The following is a 15,634-nucleotide window of genomic DNA, read 5'->3' as shown; positions in this document are numbered from 1 at the left end:
TCGGTCGACTGCCACGGCGCCCTCTGCTCCCCGAACGTTTTCCATTCAAAACAGTGCGTTGAAGCGGCCATGAAAATCAATGCCACGCTGCCCGAGCGCGGGCGCGACCTGCGGCTCGACCTGTTTCGCGGAATCGCCAACTGGGCGATCTTTCTCGATCACATCCCGGACAATGTGGTGAACTGGATCACCACGCGGAATTACGGCTTCAGCGACGCCGCCGACCTGTTCGTCTTCATCTCCGGCTATACCGCCTCGTTCGTCTATGCGCGCATGATGATCGACCGCGGCTTCATCGTCGGCGCCACCCGGCTGTTCAAGCGGGTGTGGCAGCTCTACGTCGCCCACATCGTGCTGTTCGTGATCTATATCGTGGCCATCAGCTATCTGGCGACGCGGTTCGGCGTCTCCGAGATCATCGACGAGTTCAACGTCGCAGGCCTCGTCGACCACGCCAGCGATACGCTGGCCCAGGGACTGATCCTGAAGTTCAAGCCGGTCAATCTCGACGTGCTGCCGCTCTACATCGTGCTGATGGGCTTCTTCCCGCCGGTGCTGTGGATGATGCTGCGCCAGCCCGACCTGACCATGATCGCCTCGATCGTGCTCTGGCTCCTGGCGCGACAGATGGGCTGGAATTTCGCGGCCTATCCGGCGGGCACCTGGTACTTCAATCCGTATTGCTGGCAGGTGCTGTTCGTGTTCGGCTCCTGGTGCGCGCTCGGCGGCGCCCGCCGCTCGATGGGCATCATCATGGCGCCGGCCACGCTCTATTTCTGCATCGCCTACATGGTGCTCGCACTGGTCATGACGATGGCCGGCCGCTTCCCTGAGCTCGGATCGATGTTTCCGAACTGGCTCTATGCGGCCTTCAACCCGAACGACAAGACCAATCTCGCGCCGTACCGCTTCCTGCATTTCGTGGTGATCGTCATTTTGGTCATCCGGTTCGTGCCGAAGGAATGGCCGGGCCTGGAGTGGAAGGCGTTCGATCCCCTCATCGTCTGCGGCCAACAGTCGCTGGCGGTGTTCTGCGTCGGCGTGTTCCTGTCCTTCATCGGCCACTTCACCCTGATGCTGAGCTCGGGCTCGCTGCTGGCGCAGATCCTGGTCAGCGCGGCGGGCATCGCGATCATGACAACCGTCGCCTACTACATCTCCTGGTCGAAGCGGCAGGACAAGCCGCAGCCGAAGCCGCCCGCGCCGAAGTAGACTTCGCGCCATTGGGGGCGCGTGGTCGCGCCCCGCCTCCGTTGACCTGCATCAAGCCGGGCCCGATCGGGCTCGCTAAGGTTTGCATCACCAACGGAGCCGCTTCCCGCGGCGCGCGTTCGCTTGCGAACGCGCGAGGCTGCGCAAGCGGTGATTTGCTGACAAGGACCAGATCATGCCGACCCATTTCCATGCCGTCGTGTGGCTCGATCACAGCGAGGCCAAGGTGTTCCACATCGGACTGACCGGTGCCGACGAGCTGACGCTGCATCCGCACCTGCAGACCAAGCATCTGCACCACAAGGCCAACGAGATCGGCAGCGGCCACGCGGCGCCCGACAAGAATTTCCTCGAAGAGGTCGCGCACGCGCTCGATGACGCCGGCGAGATCCTGATCATCGGCCCGGCCGGCGCCAAGACCGAGCTTGCCAAGTACCTGCACGAGAAGCATCCTGCGGTCGGAAAGCGCATCGTCGGCGTCGAAGCCGCCGATCACCCGACCGATCGCCAGATCGTCGCCTATGCCAAGCAGCACTTCAAGATGGCTCCGCCCCGCGTGGCGACGGGCACTACGGGCTAAGTATAGCCTTTCTCCCGTCGCAGGGTCCGTTCGATCATGGACATGCTGTCGCCGGACCAATCCAACGCCATTGCTGCCACGCCGGCCGTCGATCGCGGCCGGCGTCGTTTTCCGTGGCGCGGCCTGCTCTCGATCATCCTGCTGTCCGGCGCACTGGCTGGGCTTGCCGCATGGTGGGGGCGTGGACCGCTGATTGCGACCGCCCGCATCACCCGCGGCACGGCGGCCGAGATCGTGTATGCGACCGGCGCCGTGGAGCCGGAGACGTGGTCGCGGAGCACGCCGCTGGTCCGCGGCCGCATCATCGAGCGCTGCCGCTGCGAGGGCAAGTCGGTCAAGGCCGGCGACTTGCTGGCGCGGCTCGACGACAAGGAGGCGCTGGCCACCTTGAACGATCTGCGTGCACAGGAGGAATTCCAGCGCCACGAGTTCGAGCGACAGTCGCAGTTGCTGGCCCGCGGGGCGGCCACCTCGCAAGCCTACCAGCGCTCCGAAAGCGATCTCGCCCGCATCCGTGCCCAGATCGCGGCCCAGACCCAGCGCCTCGACTACTTCAAGCTGGTAGCGCCGATGGACGGCGTCGTCCTCAAGGAGGACGGCGAGGTCGGCGACATGGTCGATCCCGGCACCATCCTCTACCGCGTCGGCCTGGAGAAGCCGCTCTGGGTCGTCGCCGACGTCAACGAGGAGGACATCCCCCGTGTCCAGGTCGGGCAGAAGGCGCTGCTGCGCGCCGATGCGTTCGGAAACCAGGCCCTGCCCGGGACGGTGAAGCAGATCACGCCGGCGGGCGATCCCGTGGCCAAGACGTTCCGCGTGCGGATCGGCTTGCCGGACGACACGCCGCTGCGCGTCGGCATGAGCGTCGAGGCCAACATCGTCAGCCGGGAGACGGCCGACACCCTGCTCGCGCCGGCCAATGCCATCGTCAATGGCAGCCTCATGGTGATCGAAGGCGGCCGTGTGCAGCGGCGCGCGGTGCGGATCGGCATCCGCGGCTCCGCGGCGGTCGAGATCCTCGACGGCGCCCGCGAGGGCGAGCTGGTCGCAGCGCCCGCGACCGCCGACATCAAGGACGGCGAGCGGATCCGCGTGATCGGGCCCGAGACGTCGTCGCCATGAGCCTCGTCCTGACCATCGCCTGGACCCATGTGCGCCATCGCGTCCGCCAGACGCTGGTCGCGATCGCGGGCGTGATGACCGGCGTGGCGTTTTCGGTGATGATGGCGGCGATGATGGAGGGCTCCCAGGACGACTTCATCCGCACGCTGGTCGATGCGCTGCCGCACATTTCGATCACCGACGAGCTGCGCCAGCCGACCCGTCAGCCGGCCGATCAGATCTATGCGGCAGCCGAATTCCACCGATTGACCCCGAACGTCCGCCGCCCCGGCATCAAGAACCCGATGGCCACCATCGCCTCGCTGCAGGGCTGGGTGCCGGGCGCGCTGACGGCGTCGGTGCAGTCCAAGGCCGTGCTGCGCTTCGCCGGCCGCAACCTCACGGTCGCGATCATCGGCATCGATCCGCGCACGGAGGGCCAGGTCTCGACGCTGGCGAGCCACATGCGGCAGGGCAACCTCAATTCGCTGTACCGGTCCTCGCACGCGATCCTGCTCGGTGACCGGCTCGCGGCCAAGATCGGCGCGCGGGTCAACTCCAACATCACGCTCGCCTCGGCCCAGGGCGTCAGCATGAACGCGACCGTCGTCGGCACCTTCCATTCCGGCTTCCGCGGCACCGACGAGACCACCGGCTACGTGCTGCTGCGCACCGCGCAGATCCTGGAGCGCCAGACCGGGATCATCAACGAGATCCGCGTCCGCACCAACGATCCGATGCAGGCGCGCCTGATCAGCGAGCGCATCGGCGAGCAGACCGGCTACAAGGCGGTCTCCTGGCAGGAGGCGCAGGAGGACCTGTTGTCGGCGATCACGCTGCGCAACGTGCTGATGTACACCATCGTCGGGGCCATCCTGCTGGTCGCGAGCTTCGGCACCTACAACATCATCTCGACCATCACCCACGAGAAGACCCGCGACATCGCCATCCTCAAGTCGCTCGGCTTCCGCGACCGCACGGTCCGCACCATCTTCATCGTCGAGGCGCTGTTCATCGGCCTGACCGGTGCCGCTCTCGGCTGGGCGCTCGGCTACCTGCTCACCCGCGGGCTCGCCTCGCTCGAGTTCAAGACGCCGTTCTCCGACTACAATCATCTGCCCGTGCTGTATTCGCTGAAGCACTATCTGCTGGCGGGCGCGGTCGCGCTGATCTCCAGCGCCGTCGCCGGCTACTTTCCGGCCCGCGCCGCGGCGCGGTTGCATCCGGTCGACATCATCCGGGGCGCGACGTGAGCCCGCCCCTGATCGAGGCGCGGCAAGTGACGAAGGTGCTGCCCGGCGAGGTGCCGGTGACGCTGGTCGCCGACATCGATCTCGTGATCCATCCGCGCGAGCTCATCGCCATCACCGGACCGTCGGGCTCGGGAAAATCCTCGCTGCTCTATCTGCTCGGCCTGCTCGACCTGCCGAGCCAGGGCGACGTGCTGATCGACGGCCGCTCGACGACGGGCATGAACGAGGACGAGCGCGCCGAGGTGCGGCTGTCACGGCTCGGCTTCGTCTTCCAGTTTCATTTCCTGCTGCCGGAATTCTCGATCACCGAGAACGTCGCGCTGCCGATGCGCGCGCTGGCACGGCTGTCGCCGCGCGCCATCACCACGCGCGCCGAGGAGCTGCTGAGCTCGCTCGGCCTCGCCGAGCATCTGCGCAAGACGCCGGACAAGCTGTCGGGCGGCCAGCGCCAGCGCGTGGCGGTGGCGCGCGCGCTCGCCAACGATCCTCCCGTCATCCTCGCCGACGAGCCGACCGGCAGCCTCGACACCGCCGCGACCGCGCAGGTGTTCGGCATCCTGCGCGATCTCGTCACCCTGCGCGGCAAGACGGTGGTCGCGGTCACGCACGACCTCAACCTCGCCGCTCAGATGCAACGGCGCGTGCACATCATCGACGGCCGGCTGGCGCAGGACGAGCTGGCGCGCTGATCCCCCCGCCGCGACCTCGGCACGGCCGACGCGCGAACCGCCGCCCACGCCCGATTTGATCTAGCGCAAAGACGCGAGATTCCGATTCAGAGGATGCTGGCGGCCAGCGGATGTTCCTTCCCCGGATTCACCCGCACACTTCGGATGCTCCCGGGTTTTGCCGCTGCGGGAGCATCCGAATTTTTTATCGGCCTCGTCGCGCAGTTCGCGCCAGCTATCAGGTCTCACCTACGAGGCCACGTTGCTGCGGAGATGGTCGGGGCAGCTGGATTCGAACCAACGACCTGCAGTACCCAAAACTGCCGCGCTACCAGGCTGCGCTATACCCCGATGTTCTCAAGGGACGATTGTCCTCGACGAACCCGTCACTACACGGTCGCGGCCTCGGCAGCAAGACCGCGGCCTGGCCGTGAAGATGGAGCCGACATGAAAACGGCCCCGGAAAGCACCTTTCCAGGGCCGTCAAGTGCAGTGATCGCAAGCAACTCAGTGCGAGGACAATGCCGGCGAACCCGTCTCGGGGTGGATCTCGGCCGCCATCATGCCCTTGGAGCCGGGCCCGTAGCGGACCAGCACCCATTGGCCGGGGCGCAGCTCGGTCATGCCGTAGCGGCGCAGGGTCTCCATGTGGACGAAGATGTCCGGGCTCCCTTCCCCGCAGGTCACGAAGCCGAAGCCGCGCAGGCGGTTGAACCACTTGACCTGGGCTCGCTCCAGCCCGCTGGTCGGCGTCACCGTGACATGGGTGCGCGGCGGCAGCATCTGCGCCGGATGGATCGCCGTCGACTCGTCCATCGAGACGATGCGGAAGGCCTGGTAGCCCTTGGAGCGCTGCACGCACTCCACCACCAGGCGAGCCCCTTCATAGGCGGTCTGGTAGCCGTCGCGCCTGAGCACCGTGACGTGCAGCAGCACGTCCGGCCAGCCATTGTCGGGAACGATGAAACCGTATCCCTTCGAGGCGTCGAACCATTTGATGACGCCGCTGATTTCGACGAGGTTCTCGCCAAGACCGGTCATCGCATCGATTGCCGAGTCGCGCGCGACGCCGGTTTGATATTCCGCCCCGAGCCGGGTTGGTGTCGAACCACCAACGACCGGCACCCCAAGCTTCTTGGACTCAAATCCGTCCGACCCCATAACCCCGGACCTCACATATGAATTGTGAGCCGCCACCCCTGCAACGGCGCCCTCATACACGTGCTCACCACCTATACCCACGATGAGTCACGCGAATCTCTCGAATCAAAGATAACATTCCCTCGTGCCGCGCATAGATAAAAATCGGTTTCACTGAGGCATATGAACAGAGATGCCGACAAAAATGCATCAATTTCCGTTCAATTACGGACGAACGATCCGAGTACTTCGCCGATCTCGTGGTGGACAACGAGGTCGGCAACGTCGTCCTGATCGGTCGGTTCCCGGTTGATGATCACGAGTCGCGCGCCAGCCCGCTTTGCCATCAATGGAAAGCCAGCGGCCGGCCACACAACCAGCGACGAGCCGATCGCGACGAACAGATCACAGTGCTGCGCGAGCTCGGTGGCGCGCTGCATTTCATGCTCCGGCATCGACTGACCAAAGGATACCGTCGCGGTCTTCACCGGCTCCGCGCAATCGGGGCAATCCGGCGCGGCCCCGTCGGCCTCGAAGCGCTCGCGCACCCAGGTGAGCTCATAGCGCTGCCCGCATCCGATGCATCGCGCGTAGGTGGTGTTGCCGTGCAGCTCGATGACGTGATCCGGCGCGAAACCGGAGTCCTGGTGCAGGTTGTCGATGTTCTGAGTGATCACGGCCGGAATTTTCCCCGCACGGTAGAGCGACGAAAGCGCCAGATGTCCGCGGCCGGGCCGCGCCGCGGCAAACGTCTCCTGCATCGCGAAGCGCCGCCGCCAGGCCTCGTCCCGCGCCTCCTGGCTGGCGACGAATTCGTCGAAATGGATCGGCCGGTTGCGCGTCCATAGACCGCCGGGAGACCGGAAATCCGGAATGCCCGTCTCGGTCGATATTCCAGCGCCGGTGAAGGGCACGATCACACGCGCCGCAGCGATCATGTCTCCCAGGCGGTTCACCCCGTCGTGCAGATCGGATGCAATCATCAGCGGCGGCCCCGAACCATGAAACCTCGCACCATCATTGTCCTCCCTTCATAGCACGGCAAGCTGGCTCCCGCCTCCGAGCATGTCCGGCCCGGCTGCGTCGTTGCGCCACTCCGCATCCTCCGGAACCAGCCGTGAACGACGCGACCGCAAGCAGGACGAGTCGGATCGTTCCGTTCTACCTGAAGACGTTGGCGGTGCTCGCCTTCTGTCCCCAGCAAAACGCGCGAGCCGCCTGCAGCGGGGCCGGGCGTCCGCAATCACGCCTCAATCGGACATCCACATCGCGCCAGCGATTCGCCAGGAAGTTTGTCACGCGTCTCAGGGCGAGGCTCGCCGGATAGCGACCGGAGCAGAGAGGATCCGTGAGGCAGAACGAGACGCAGGACGACCGCCGCGCGAAGGAGCGCGCCGACATCACCGCAAGGATTGCACGGTTCAAGTCGACCCAGGAGAAGTTCGCGCGCGAACGCGAGGAATATGCCCGCTTGGCGTGGAAGAAGGCACAGCGCGGCGAGGCCGCGGAATAGCAGGGATGAGAGAAGAGCCCGGAGGCTTTCGCCATCCGGGCCCTCCTCCTTACGACTGGCGCTTACCAGTGATGACGCCAGTGGTGGTAGCGATGATAGTACGGTCCGCCGTAATAGGCATACGGCCCGGGCGCGTAGACGTAACGCGGGCCGTAGTCGTAGTAGCCGTAGCCCGGACCATAGTAATACGGGTGCGACGCCGCGATCGCGCCGGCGGTCAGCGCTCCCGCCGCGAGGCCGAATGCGAGACCCGGGCCGATGCCGCGCGCCTGTGCCGGAGCGGGTGCCGCCAGTGCGGTGATGGCGACGGCGCCCGCGGTCGCCAGAACAGCCAATGTCTTTCTCATGATCGAATGTCCTCCAATTCCCGTGCGTCCAAACAACGCAGATGCTGGGGAGTTGGTTGCAGGCAGGCTCACCGCCGCGCGCGTCTGGAACCGTCACCGTCGCCACACGTTCACTGCCATGGGGGGAATCCGCGATGGCATCCTGGCTGGAACTTCTGTTCAACATCATCGGCTATGGCGGATTCGTCGTGCTTGCGTCCTGTCATCCCAGGACCGAGGCGGCCGGTGTAGCGCCTGAAACAGGAGCGGACGACGGCGCGGATCTGAACGGCGAGCGCCGCTAGAGACCGAGCTTTGCGGCGATCGCCGGGCCTTCATCCACAGTCGATCCAACGCTTGTCCACAGCTCCTCGCCTGGACTCTCCGGATTGCTGATCAACGGCTTGCTGCGCCATATCCACCGGCTTCTCCCCAGCACGCGCGACGGCGCTCCTGCGCGGGCCGGAGGTCGCACGGGCCGGTCAATTTTCCCGCAAAATCCTTTGAACCTGCCTGCGCCACCCCGAGACAGATCAGTACTGGGGATTTCAGGGCCCAGTGCTCGAGGGTGGCGCCACGCGACGAAGATATTCCGTCGCGCTGGCGCTGCTGTCGTTTTTCGGGCCCCCGTGGTGCCAACCTTCGCGATCCGGGGACGGCGGCGCTTCGGCGACCGCAACGCTCAGCCGCGCTGCAACCACATAGCCGCAACGAAAAAGGCCTCCCTTCCGGGAGGCCTTTGACGTGATCACGACCGTGACTGACGGTCAGATCAGGCAACCGCGTCCTTGGCGGCCTTGACCGGGCGCGCGCGCACGATCTTGCGGGCCGGCTTGGCCTTGAACATCATCTCTTCGCCGGTGAAGGGGTTGGTGCCCTTGCGCGCCTTCACGGCGGGCTTCTTGACGACGACGAACTTGGCGAAGCCCGGCACCAGGAACACGCCGTTCTTCTTCAGCTCCTTGTGGCCGACGTCGGTGAGCGTCTCCATGACGTTCTTGACGTCGCGCTTGGACAGCTCGGTCGAGGTCGCAATCTTCTCGATCAGTTGCGACTTGGAAAGTTGGGTAGCCATCGTATCTCCTTGTGATTGATACTGGTGAATGACGTGACGACTGCGCGGCTATCAGCGCATTGCTGCGCAGACTGGTCGGGGCTTTCTGGCTGCATTGCACAGCCGGGACTTCAGTCGTCTGGTGGCGTATCACCCCGCGATTTTCGGGATTCTCCTGCATTTCAAGGGGCCCCGAAGCACCCACAGCGGCGCCAAAATTCCAACGGAGCGCGCAGAAGTCAAGCTGCGTTGGCGATCGAACGGAGCATGCGATTCATTTTCCCCTATATTTCTAGGCATTTTCGACGGTCCTGCGTGATTTTGGCCGCACATTGCAGGCGAAACACGCTGAAATACCTGCATGCGGTCGCATCGCGCCCGTTCATCCCCACCGCGAATCACTGCCAAAACAGCGATTCGCGGGCATGCGGAGAGGCTTTCGCAACACCGCGCAGCCCATCGAATGCGTCGCCGCGCGCACCGCACATCCGCGCGAGCCGGCATCGCCGCAGCATCGGGCTCGATACACGGGCGAACGAATTGCTGCTATGGATCGGCGTCCGCAGGCGGCCATTGACCATCCGCTTCGAGTTCAGGGAGAGAAGAAACGATGCGTTATCTCCACACCATGCTGCGCGTGCGCAATCTCGACGCCGCGCTCAAATTCTATTCCGATGCGCTCGGCCTCAAGGAGGTGCGCCGGATCGACAACGACAAGGGTCGCTTCACACTGGTGTTTCTCTGCGCACCCGAGGATGAACACCTGCTGAAGAGCCTGCCGCCGACGCGCGGCGCCCCGCTGGTCGAGCTCACCTACAATTGGGACGAGGAGAGCTATGGCGAGGACCGCTTCTTCGGCCATCTCGCCTATGAGGTCGACGACATCTACGCTACCTGCGACCGGCTGATGAAGCTCGGCATCACCATCAACCGGCCGCCGCGCGACGGCAACATGGCCTTCGTCCGCTCGCCCGACCTGCACTCGATCGAGCTGTTGCAGAAGGGCGAGCCGAAGGCGCCCGCCGAGCCCTGGCTGTCGATGCCGAACACCGGACATTGGTGAGTCATCTGCCCGCGTGATTCCGGCCGGAACATCGAGGCCACCCTCGCGTTGTCCCTCCGATTGACGGTGAGGATACGAGGAGGCCGAGATGGGTCGTGGAATTCTATTGTGGTTGTTGGGCGTGCCGATTCCGGTGATCATTCTGCTATGGCTGTTCTTCGGCCGCTGATCCCGCGAACGACGTGCTCGACCGAAAAGCCCCGCCAACGAGCGGGGCTTTTTGCGTAACATGCGCTAATGATGACGCTCGCCAGAGAGGAGCCGAACGTGTCCGCCGACAACAGACTGACGATCTGGGGCCGCCCCAATTCGGTGAACGTGCAGAAGGTGCTCTGGTGTCTCGCCGAGCTCGAGATCGCTTATGACCGGATCGACGCCGGCATGCAGTACGGCCGCAACAACGAAGCGGACTATCTCGCGATGAATCCGAACGGCCGCATCCCGACCCTGGTCGAGGGTGATTTCGTGCTGTGGGAGAGCAACGCGATCATGCGCTACCTCTGCCTCGCTCATGGCGACGGCACGCCGCTCTACCCGACGACGCCGCGGCACCGCGCCGCGGTGGAGCGCTGGCTGGACTGGACGCTGTCGACGGTGCAGCCGATCGAGCGTCCGCTGTTCTGGGGATTGGTGCGTACGCCACCGGAGCAGCGCGACATGCCCGCCTTGCAGAAGGCGGCCGACGACGCCGCGGCGATGTGGCGCATCTTCGACGCGCATCTGGCCACGCGCAGCCATGTCGAGGCCGAGCGCTTCACGCTCGCCGACATCGCGCTCGGCGCCTATGCGCGGCGCTGGTTCGGAGTCGAAGGTGTCGACAAGCCGGAGCTGCCGAGTCTCGCGCGCTGGTACGGACAGATCGCGCAACGCCCGGCCTTCATCCGCCACATCGCGCCGCCGCTGTCGTGAGCGCCTCAGCGGCCGGCCGAGGTGCCCATCTCGACGCCCAGGGCGCCGCCGACCTTCACGCAGGTATCGGTTCCCTCGACGCGTACGAAGTTCGCACCGTAGGACGCGCAGGGATTGTTGGTGGCGGCGCCTGAACGGGGTGCGGCCTTATTCGGCCCAGCCTTATTCGGCCCGGGAAGCGATGGCACAAGAAGCGATGACCCCGGCGAGCCGGCGGCCGCAACGGTCACGGCGGCGAACGCCGCGAGGACGCCCAGGATGAGAGATCGACACATGCCGCTTGTTAGCGCGTCTGCGGCAGTGAAGCGATACTGGTCTATTTGCCGATGAACTTGACGCCGACCGAGGCGCCGCGGCGCCACACCACCTGGCACTGCCGGCCGGTTCTTGCGTCGCGCGCGAAGGCGAGCCGGATGGTCGCCGGCAGCGCCGCCGCGTCCTGCAAGGTCAGCTTGGCGCCGGCGCTGGAAATGTCCTGAACCAGGCAATGGCGCACGGCGAACCCGCCATCCAGCGTGATCCACGCCGGCTGCTTCATCGATTTGCGGGCTTCCCGCTTCTTGGGCGCGGCCATCATCCTGCTCCTGCTCGCCCGCTGCAGTACGGCAAGGACCCTAATGGACGGTTGACCGGATCACGTACTGGGCGTGCGATTCATGGATGCAGGACCCCGCGCCGACACGTCTCGGCGCAAACCGTCCGTTTCAAGATCGGAGATGGAAGGAAAGCCGGCGCGGAATGGCGCTCCCTAGCGGAATCGAACCGCTCTCTCCACCGTGAAAGGGTGGCGTCCTGACCGATAGACGAAGGGAGCAATACGCACGATGCCAGAGGGCACGAGGCCCCGGTGCCATCGCCGCTTGCACGTTTCGGCAAAACCTTCAGCAAATCAGCCGCTTGAGGCGATGATCTGCGAGGTCGGCTGAACCACCGACGGTGATTCCGTGCCGCGCGCCGAACGTATAGAGGCGTTTCGCCGGCCGGGCAAGCCACCCCGTGCCGGTCTTTCCAGTCTGGTCCCGCATGCTCAACGGGCCGCAAACAGCGGAGAGATGCCGTCCGTGTCGATGTAGACCACGCCGTCCTCGACCTTCACCGGATACGCGGCCAACGCACTCTCCGGAGGGTGGAGCGGTGCGCCGGTACGGGCATCCCACGTCCAATTGTGCACGGGGCAACTGAGCACGCGGCCGTCGAAGCCGGCCTCCTCCATCGGCGCCGCGGTGTGCGGGCAGACGCCCTGGAACGCCTTGAGCTCGCCATCGTCGGGCCAGGCCAGGATGATGAGCTGGGCATCGGCGATCACGAGGCGCATGCCGCCTTCGTCGATGGTGTCGGCCTTGCAGACACGGGTGAACATTCACTGGCCTCATGCTTTCCGTTGCGAACATCGCACGCGAAGCAGCCCGAGCAAGACTCGTTCCGAGGATCGCGCCGTGCCCGCGAGCCCGACAAGACCGTGGCACCCTTCTTGCTGCCCTTCCCGGCATCTTCGTCGAACGAGCCATCATGTCGCAAAGGCGACAGACCGTTCGGCGGCGAGCTGCTGCGGAGTGCGACATGACCGACATGACCGAGCTGAGAACGCGCAAGGAGCCGCTCAATCTCGCCATCGTGCATGTCGATCCCGACGCCTTCATCGCCAACCTCACGGCTTGGCTCGAGATCACCGCCTTCATCAAGGCGCAGCGCGCCGGCGAGGCCACGGTGCCTGCCGACGGCAAGACGCCCGCATTGTCGGCGGCGCAATTGAAGAACGGCGGCGTCCATGAGGTCGGCAACGACGCGCTGTTCGCCTTCGCGATGACGGCGTCGCTCAAGGGCGACAAGGCGGCGGTCGACACGGTCGAGACGGCCCTGCTCGACGGCATGGGCAAGGATTTTCCCGGCTCGTTCGCGCTGTGGCACTTCCGCGCCACGATCGATGCGCCGACCACGCTGGACGATTTCGTCGGCCAGGCCGGCAGGAAGATGCTGACCGGCGATCTGCCGCCACCGCCGCTACGCGCCAAGGAAAATTGGAGCGCCGGACTGCGCTTCTTCGAGAAGGCGCGCAAATCGAACTTCGTCCACGAGATCATGTATCCGCTGGCGAAATGGACGCGGGCGCGCTGGACCGAGACGGCGGAGAAAGGCGTCGCCTTCCTGCACCACATCGAGGACAACGTCCCGGTGCTGCGCGAGGTGCTGGCGGACCCCCGCAACGATCAGGCGTTCATCGCCAACGTGCTGCTGCGGCTCGCACCCGCCGTCGATATGGAGCTGAACGAGGAATATCAGGGCTTCCTGCGCTCGCTGGCGCGACGCAACTGATCGAGGGGGATTCCAAGACACCCCGCCCACGCAAAAAGGCCGGCGGGCGTTACGCCGCCGGCCTCTTGTCGCGACTGCCGGCTCCGGCCGTCCGGTTCCGTCGCACTCCTGGGGGAGCATGCGAACAGGGTCGCGCGGCCTGGTTAACGATGTCTTAATACAAGCCAGCCAACCGTATGCTTACGGGGCAGCACCGTCAGCTCAGCAGCAACGGGAGCTTCTTCTCGCGACGGAGCGCGCGCTCCTGACAGCCCGACAGCCGGATGAGCTTCTGCGGATACATGTCATAGCCGTGGCTGCCGAAGGCGTTCTGCTGCGCCATCGGGACCTGCGCAGGCCTGCCCGTCGCGTCGACGGCACCTGCATCCTGCGAACCTCGGGCCGGTTCGAGCCCTGTGTTCAAAGCGGTCATAGCCAACTCCGAGACGAGTGCCTGCCCCCGAGCTGAAACTATAGTCCACGGCTCGCGGGGCGCAATTGGGCAAAATGCCATCAGCCGGCCGTGGCGCGCGCCTGCTCCGCCTCCTGTTCCCAGCGCAGGATGGTCCGCTCGAGATTGTGGAATTTCTCGGCGACGTCGCCGTCGAACAGCGGGTCCTTGCGGTCGGACATGCGGGCGTCGATGTCGGCCCAATCCTCCGCCTGGAGGGTACGCAGCGCCGCGGGAAACAGCAGGGTCTCCTCCTTGCGCAGATGCTCGCGCTGGCTGTCGATGAACTCATGCACGGCGGCGTGGAAGCGTTCGCGCAGGATCTCCTGGTCCGACAGCACCGCGTTCACGGCGTCGGCAAAGCCGCGCAGCCGCCGCGCCTCGGTCTCGTGCTCGTCGTCGACGTCGCCATAGGCCGCGGCCGCGGCTGGATCGCGCTCGCGCAGCTTGCCGAAGATCATCTCCTCCTTGGGATGATGACAGCGCTGCGGATAGTCCTCGAAATAGGCGATGATGCTCTGCAGAATGTCGTAGTCCGGCCGCCGATTGTGATCGAACAGCTCCAGTTCATGCTCGAGCACCGAGAGAAGCTTCTCGAGATTCTCGTGCTCCTGCAGCAGCGCTTCGATGATCCTTGCCATGGCCGCCCTCGCCTGTGCGCCGGCCGGGCCTTGCCGAACCGGCATTTTCCCTGAACGCAAAAGACTACGCCCGCGCGGGCGCGGGCGGCATTGCGGCAGATCAAACTGACAGGCCGATGTGACAGGTCAGCGGAACGGGCTCACTCCGCGGCCAGCGCCTGCGGCGCCCGTGCAAGGCCGAGCCGGTCCCAGACGTCGACCAGCGCCTCGGCCAGGGCGTCGATCAGGCCGTCATCATGGTAGGGCGATGGCGTGATCCGCAGCCGCTCCAGGCCGCGCGGCACGGTCGGATAGTTGATCGGCTGGATGTAGATGCCGTGCTCGGACAGGAGCAGGTCGGACGCCGTCTTGCACTTCTCGGGATCGCCGACATGCACCGGCACGATGTGGGTGTCGGACGGCATGACCGGCAGCCCCGAGGCGTTCAGCACGGCCTTGAGCCGCGCCGCCCGATCCTGGTGCCGGTCACGCTCCCATTGCGAGGTCTTGAGGTGGCGGATCGCGGCGGTCGCCGCGGCGCAAACCGGCGGCGGCAAGGCGGTGGTGAAGATGAAGCCCGGCGCATAGGAGCGTACGGCATCGATCAGATTGGCATTGGCAGCGATGTAGCCGCCGAGGCAGCCAAAGGCCTTGGCGAGCGTGCCCTCGAGGATGTCGATGCGGGCCATCGCGCCGTCGCGCTCGGCGATGCCGCCGCCGCGCGGGCCGTACATGCCGACCGCATGGACCTCGTCGACGTAAGTCAGCGCGCCATAACGCTCGGCGAGATCGCAGATCCGGTGCAACGGCGCCACGTCGCCGTCCATCGAATACAGGCTCTCGCAGACGATCAGCTTGGGACGGTCGGGATCGGCCGCCCGCAGCAGCTCTTCGAGATGGGCGAGGTCGTTGTGCCGCCAGACCTGCTTCTCGCTCCCGGCCTTGCGGACGCCCTCGATCATCGAATTGTGGTTGAGCGCGTCCGACAGCAGCAGACAGTTCGGCAGCAGTTTTGCGATGGTCGAGATGCCGGTCTCGTTGGAGACGTAGCCCGAGGTGAACACCAGCGCCGCTTGCTTGCCGTGGAGATCGGCGAGCTCGCGCTCGAGCTCGATCAGCGGATGGTTGGTGCCGGCGATGTTGCGGGTGCCGCCGGCGCCGGTGCCCATGCGCGCGGCCACGTCGACCATGGCGCCGATCACCTTCGGATGCTGGCCCATGCCGAGATAGTCATTGGAGCACCAGATCACGACATCCTTCGGCCCCTCCGGCGAATGCCAGATCGCGCGCGGGAAGCGGCCGGCGAGGCGCTCCAGATCGGCAAAGACGCGATAGCGCCGCTCCTGGTGCAACTGGTCGAGGGCACGGTCGAAATAGCTGTCGTAGTTCATCACCTGATCCGTCCTTCCCCTGCCCGCGTCCCGAACCTGCGTTCCGGCGCGCCCTTGGAGC

At 65.5% G+C, this 15,634-nt stretch carries 19 protein-coding genes and 2 tRNA genes; 10 read left to right on the top strand and 11 right to left on the bottom strand.

Annotated elements, in window-relative coordinates:
- Positions 1-69 precede the first annotated feature (69 nt).
- The 5 genes from ACQR2C_RS09125 to ACQR2C_RS09105 all read left to right on the top strand — a co-directional run bounded on the left by ACQR2C_RS09125 (position 70) and on the right by ACQR2C_RS09105 (position 4,835).
- The gene (locus ACQR2C_RS09125) at positions 70-1,212 is read left to right on the top strand and encodes an OpgC domain-containing protein (protein ID WP_315800067.1); all 1,143 of its coding nucleotides are present in this window, start codon (positions 70-72) and stop codon (positions 1,210-1,212) included.
- 175 nt (positions 1,213-1,387) lie between these two features.
- Positions 1,388-1,792, top strand: coding sequence for a translational machinery protein (locus ACQR2C_RS09120; protein ID WP_315800068.1), 405 nt, complete (start codon positions 1,388-1,390; stop codon positions 1,790-1,792).
- Positions 1,793-1,834: 42 nt separating this feature from the next.
- Entirely contained in the window at positions 1,835-2,914 is a 1,080-nt protein-coding gene (locus ACQR2C_RS09115; RefSeq protein ID WP_315800069.1) for an efflux RND transporter periplasmic adaptor subunit, read from the top strand.
- Positions 2,911-4,146 (top strand): ABC transporter permease, encoded by a 1,236-nt coding sequence (locus tag ACQR2C_RS09110; protein WP_315800070.1) that lies wholly within the window; start codon positions 2,911-2,913, stop codon positions 4,144-4,146. The genes ACQR2C_RS09115 and ACQR2C_RS09110 overlap by 4 nt, the downstream gene beginning before the upstream one ends.
- Entirely contained in the window at positions 4,143-4,835 is a 693-nt protein-coding gene (locus ACQR2C_RS09105; RefSeq protein WP_315800071.1) for an ABC transporter ATP-binding protein, read from the top strand. Before ACQR2C_RS09110 ends, ACQR2C_RS09105 begins: the two co-directional genes overlap by 4 nt.
- 253 nt (positions 4,836-5,088) lie before the next feature.
- On the opposite strand, the gene ACQR2C_RS09100 is transcribed toward ACQR2C_RS09105, so the two are convergent.
- The 3 genes from ACQR2C_RS09100 to ACQR2C_RS09090 form a co-directional block, all read right to left on the bottom strand.
- A tRNA-Pro gene (locus ACQR2C_RS09100) sits at positions 5,089-5,165 on the bottom strand.
- A 156-nt stretch (positions 5,166-5,321) separates the two neighbouring features.
- The gene (locus ACQR2C_RS09095; RefSeq protein ID WP_315800077.1) at positions 5,322-5,975 is read right to left on the bottom strand and encodes a cold-shock protein; all 654 of its coding nucleotides are present in this window, start codon (positions 5,973-5,975) and stop codon (positions 5,322-5,324) included.
- 200 nt (positions 5,976-6,175) lie between these two features.
- Positions 6,176-6,937 (bottom strand): SIR2 family NAD-dependent protein deacylase, encoded by a 762-nt coding sequence (locus tag ACQR2C_RS09090; protein ID WP_315800078.1) that lies wholly within the window; start codon positions 6,935-6,937, stop codon positions 6,176-6,178.
- A gap of 365 nt (positions 6,938-7,302) precedes the next feature.
- Between ACQR2C_RS09090 and ACQR2C_RS09085 the strand changes: the two genes are divergently transcribed.
- Positions 7,303-7,467 (top strand): hypothetical protein, encoded by a 165-nt coding sequence (locus ACQR2C_RS09085; protein WP_315712073.1) that lies wholly within the window; start codon positions 7,303-7,305, stop codon positions 7,465-7,467.
- A gap of 62 nt (positions 7,468-7,529) precedes the next feature.
- Here ACQR2C_RS09085 and ACQR2C_RS09080 read toward each other — a convergent pair whose 3' ends face one another.
- On the bottom strand, positions 7,530-7,814 hold the full coding sequence (locus tag ACQR2C_RS09080; protein WP_315800079.1) for a hypothetical protein: 285 nt from the start codon (positions 7,812-7,814) through the stop codon (positions 7,530-7,532).
- Between the two features lie 134 nt (positions 7,815-7,948).
- Between ACQR2C_RS09080 and ACQR2C_RS09075 the strand changes: the two genes are divergently transcribed.
- Positions 7,949-8,098, top strand: a complete 150-nt coding sequence (locus ACQR2C_RS09075; protein WP_315800080.1) for a hypothetical protein — start codon at positions 7,949-7,951, stop codon at positions 8,096-8,098.
- 467 nt (positions 8,099-8,565) lie between these two features.
- Here the strand turns inward: ACQR2C_RS09075 and ACQR2C_RS09070 are convergent, their stop codons facing one another.
- The gene (locus ACQR2C_RS09070; protein ID WP_172109121.1) at positions 8,566-8,868 is read right to left on the bottom strand and encodes an HU family DNA-binding protein; all 303 of its coding nucleotides are present in this window, start codon (positions 8,866-8,868) and stop codon (positions 8,566-8,568) included.
- Positions 8,869-9,457: 589 nt separating this feature from the next.
- On the opposite strand from ACQR2C_RS09070, the gene ACQR2C_RS09065 reads away from it, so the two are divergent.
- On the top strand, positions 9,458-9,910 hold the full coding sequence (locus ACQR2C_RS09065) for a VOC family protein (RefSeq protein ID WP_012044102.1): 453 nt from the start codon (positions 9,458-9,460) through the stop codon (positions 9,908-9,910).
- Positions 9,911-10,177: 267 nt separating this feature from the next.
- A complete protein-coding gene (locus ACQR2C_RS09060) occupies positions 10,178-10,819 on the top strand; it encodes a glutathione S-transferase family protein (RefSeq protein WP_315800081.1) in 642 nt (213 codons plus the stop codon).
- A gap of 316 nt (positions 10,820-11,135) precedes the next feature.
- On the opposite strand, the gene ACQR2C_RS09055 is transcribed toward ACQR2C_RS09060, so the two are convergent.
- The 3 genes from ACQR2C_RS09055 to ACQR2C_RS09045 all read right to left on the bottom strand — a co-directional run bounded on the left by ACQR2C_RS09055 (position 11,136) and on the right by ACQR2C_RS09045 (position 12,179).
- The gene (locus ACQR2C_RS09055; protein WP_315712079.1) at positions 11,136-11,393 is read right to left on the bottom strand and encodes a PilZ domain-containing protein; all 258 of its coding nucleotides are present in this window, start codon (positions 11,391-11,393) and stop codon (positions 11,136-11,138) included.
- 165 nt (positions 11,394-11,558) lie between these two features.
- Positions 11,559-11,633: transfer RNA gene (locus ACQR2C_RS09050), tRNA-Glu, on the bottom strand.
- Positions 11,634-11,846: 213 nt separating this feature from the next.
- The gene (locus ACQR2C_RS09045) at positions 11,847-12,179 is read right to left on the bottom strand and encodes a Rieske 2Fe-2S domain-containing protein (RefSeq protein ID WP_315800082.1); all 333 of its coding nucleotides are present in this window, start codon (positions 12,177-12,179) and stop codon (positions 11,847-11,849) included.
- Between the two features lie 200 nt (positions 12,180-12,379).
- Between ACQR2C_RS09045 and ACQR2C_RS09040 the strand changes: the two genes are divergently transcribed.
- Positions 12,380-13,132 carry a hypothetical protein gene (locus ACQR2C_RS09040; protein WP_315800083.1) on the top strand — a complete coding sequence of 251 codons (753 nt, stop codon included), beginning with the start codon at positions 12,380-12,382 and terminating at the stop codon, positions 13,130-13,132.
- Between the two features lie 196 nt (positions 13,133-13,328).
- Here ACQR2C_RS09040 and ACQR2C_RS09035 read toward each other — a convergent pair whose 3' ends face one another.
- The 3 genes from ACQR2C_RS09035 to hemA form a co-directional block, all read right to left on the bottom strand.
- Positions 13,329-13,544: a hypothetical protein gene (locus ACQR2C_RS09035; RefSeq protein ID WP_315800084.1), complete on the bottom strand. Its 216-nt coding sequence runs from the start codon at positions 13,542-13,544 to the stop codon at positions 13,329-13,331.
- Between the two features lie 80 nt (positions 13,545-13,624).
- Positions 13,625-14,203 (bottom strand): hemerythrin domain-containing protein, encoded by a 579-nt coding sequence (locus ACQR2C_RS09030; protein ID WP_315800085.1) that lies wholly within the window; start codon positions 14,201-14,203, stop codon positions 13,625-13,627.
- Positions 14,204-14,343: 140 nt separating this feature from the next.
- Positions 14,344-15,573: a 5-aminolevulinate synthase gene (hemA, locus tag ACQR2C_RS09025; protein WP_315800086.1), complete on the bottom strand. Its 1,230-nt coding sequence runs from the start codon at positions 15,571-15,573 to the stop codon at positions 14,344-14,346.
- Positions 15,574-15,634 lie beyond the last annotated feature (61 nt).

This window comes from Bradyrhizobium sp. HKCCYLRH3061 (genome assembly GCF_051168015.1).
Lineage (GTDB): Bacteria > Pseudomonadota > Alphaproteobacteria > Rhizobiales > Xanthobacteraceae > Bradyrhizobium.
The sequence above is the reverse complement of the archived record's forward strand: the minus strand, read 5'-3'. Positions and strand labels throughout refer to the sequence as shown.

What these genes read in the sequence shown, in the direction of transcription:
- ACQR2C_RS09125 (WP_315800067.1), top strand. Translation starts at nt 70, where the DNA reads ATGAAAATCAATGCCACGCTGCCCGAGCGCGGGCGCGACCTGCGGCTC.
- ACQR2C_RS09115 (WP_315800069.1), top strand. Translation starts at nt 1,835, where the DNA reads ATGCTGTCGCCGGACCAATCCAACGCCATTGCTGCCACGCCGGCCGTC.
- ACQR2C_RS09110 (WP_315800070.1), top strand. Translation starts at nt 2,911, where the DNA reads ATGAGCCTCGTCCTGACCATCGCCTGGACCCATGTGCGCCATCGCGTC.
- ACQR2C_RS09095 (WP_315800077.1), bottom strand. Translation starts at nt 5,975, where the DNA reads ATGGGGTCGGACGGATTTGAGTCCAAGAAGCTTGGGGTGCCGGTCGTT.
- ACQR2C_RS09030 (WP_315800085.1), bottom strand. Translation starts at nt 14,203, where the DNA reads ATGGCAAGGATCATCGAAGCGCTGCTGCAGGAGCACGAGAATCTCGAG.
- ACQR2C_RS09070 (WP_172109121.1), bottom strand. Translation starts at nt 8,868, where the DNA reads ATGGCTACCCAACTTTCCAAGTCGCAACTGATCGAGAAGATTGCGACC.
- ACQR2C_RS09055 (WP_315712079.1), bottom strand. Translation starts at nt 11,393, where the DNA reads ATGGCCGCGCCCAAGAAGCGGGAAGCCCGCAAATCGATGAAGCAGCCG.
- ACQR2C_RS09080 (WP_315800079.1), bottom strand. Translation starts at nt 7,814, where the DNA reads ATGAGAAAGACATTGGCTGTTCTGGCGACCGCGGGCGCCGTCGCCATC.
- hemA (WP_315800086.1), bottom strand. Translation starts at nt 15,573, where the DNA reads ATGAACTACGACAGCTATTTCGACCGTGCCCTCGACCAGTTGCACCAG.
- ACQR2C_RS09120 (WP_315800068.1), top strand. Translation starts at nt 1,388, where the DNA reads ATGCCGACCCATTTCCATGCCGTCGTGTGGCTCGATCACAGCGAGGCC.
- ACQR2C_RS09065 (WP_012044102.1), top strand. Translation starts at nt 9,458, where the DNA reads ATGCGTTATCTCCACACCATGCTGCGCGTGCGCAATCTCGACGCCGCG.
- ACQR2C_RS09035 (WP_315800084.1), bottom strand. Translation starts at nt 13,544, where the DNA reads ATGACCGCTTTGAACACAGGGCTCGAACCGGCCCGAGGTTCGCAGGAT.
- ACQR2C_RS09090 (WP_315800078.1), bottom strand. Translation starts at nt 6,937, where the DNA reads ATGATTGCATCCGATCTGCACGACGGGGTGAACCGCCTGGGAGACATG.
- ACQR2C_RS09075 (WP_315800080.1), top strand. Translation starts at nt 7,949, where the DNA reads ATGGCATCCTGGCTGGAACTTCTGTTCAACATCATCGGCTATGGCGGA.
- ACQR2C_RS09040 (WP_315800083.1), top strand. Translation starts at nt 12,380, where the DNA reads ATGACCGACATGACCGAGCTGAGAACGCGCAAGGAGCCGCTCAATCTC.
- ACQR2C_RS09045 (WP_315800082.1), bottom strand. Translation starts at nt 12,179, where the DNA reads ATGTTCACCCGTGTCTGCAAGGCCGACACCATCGACGAAGGCGGCATG.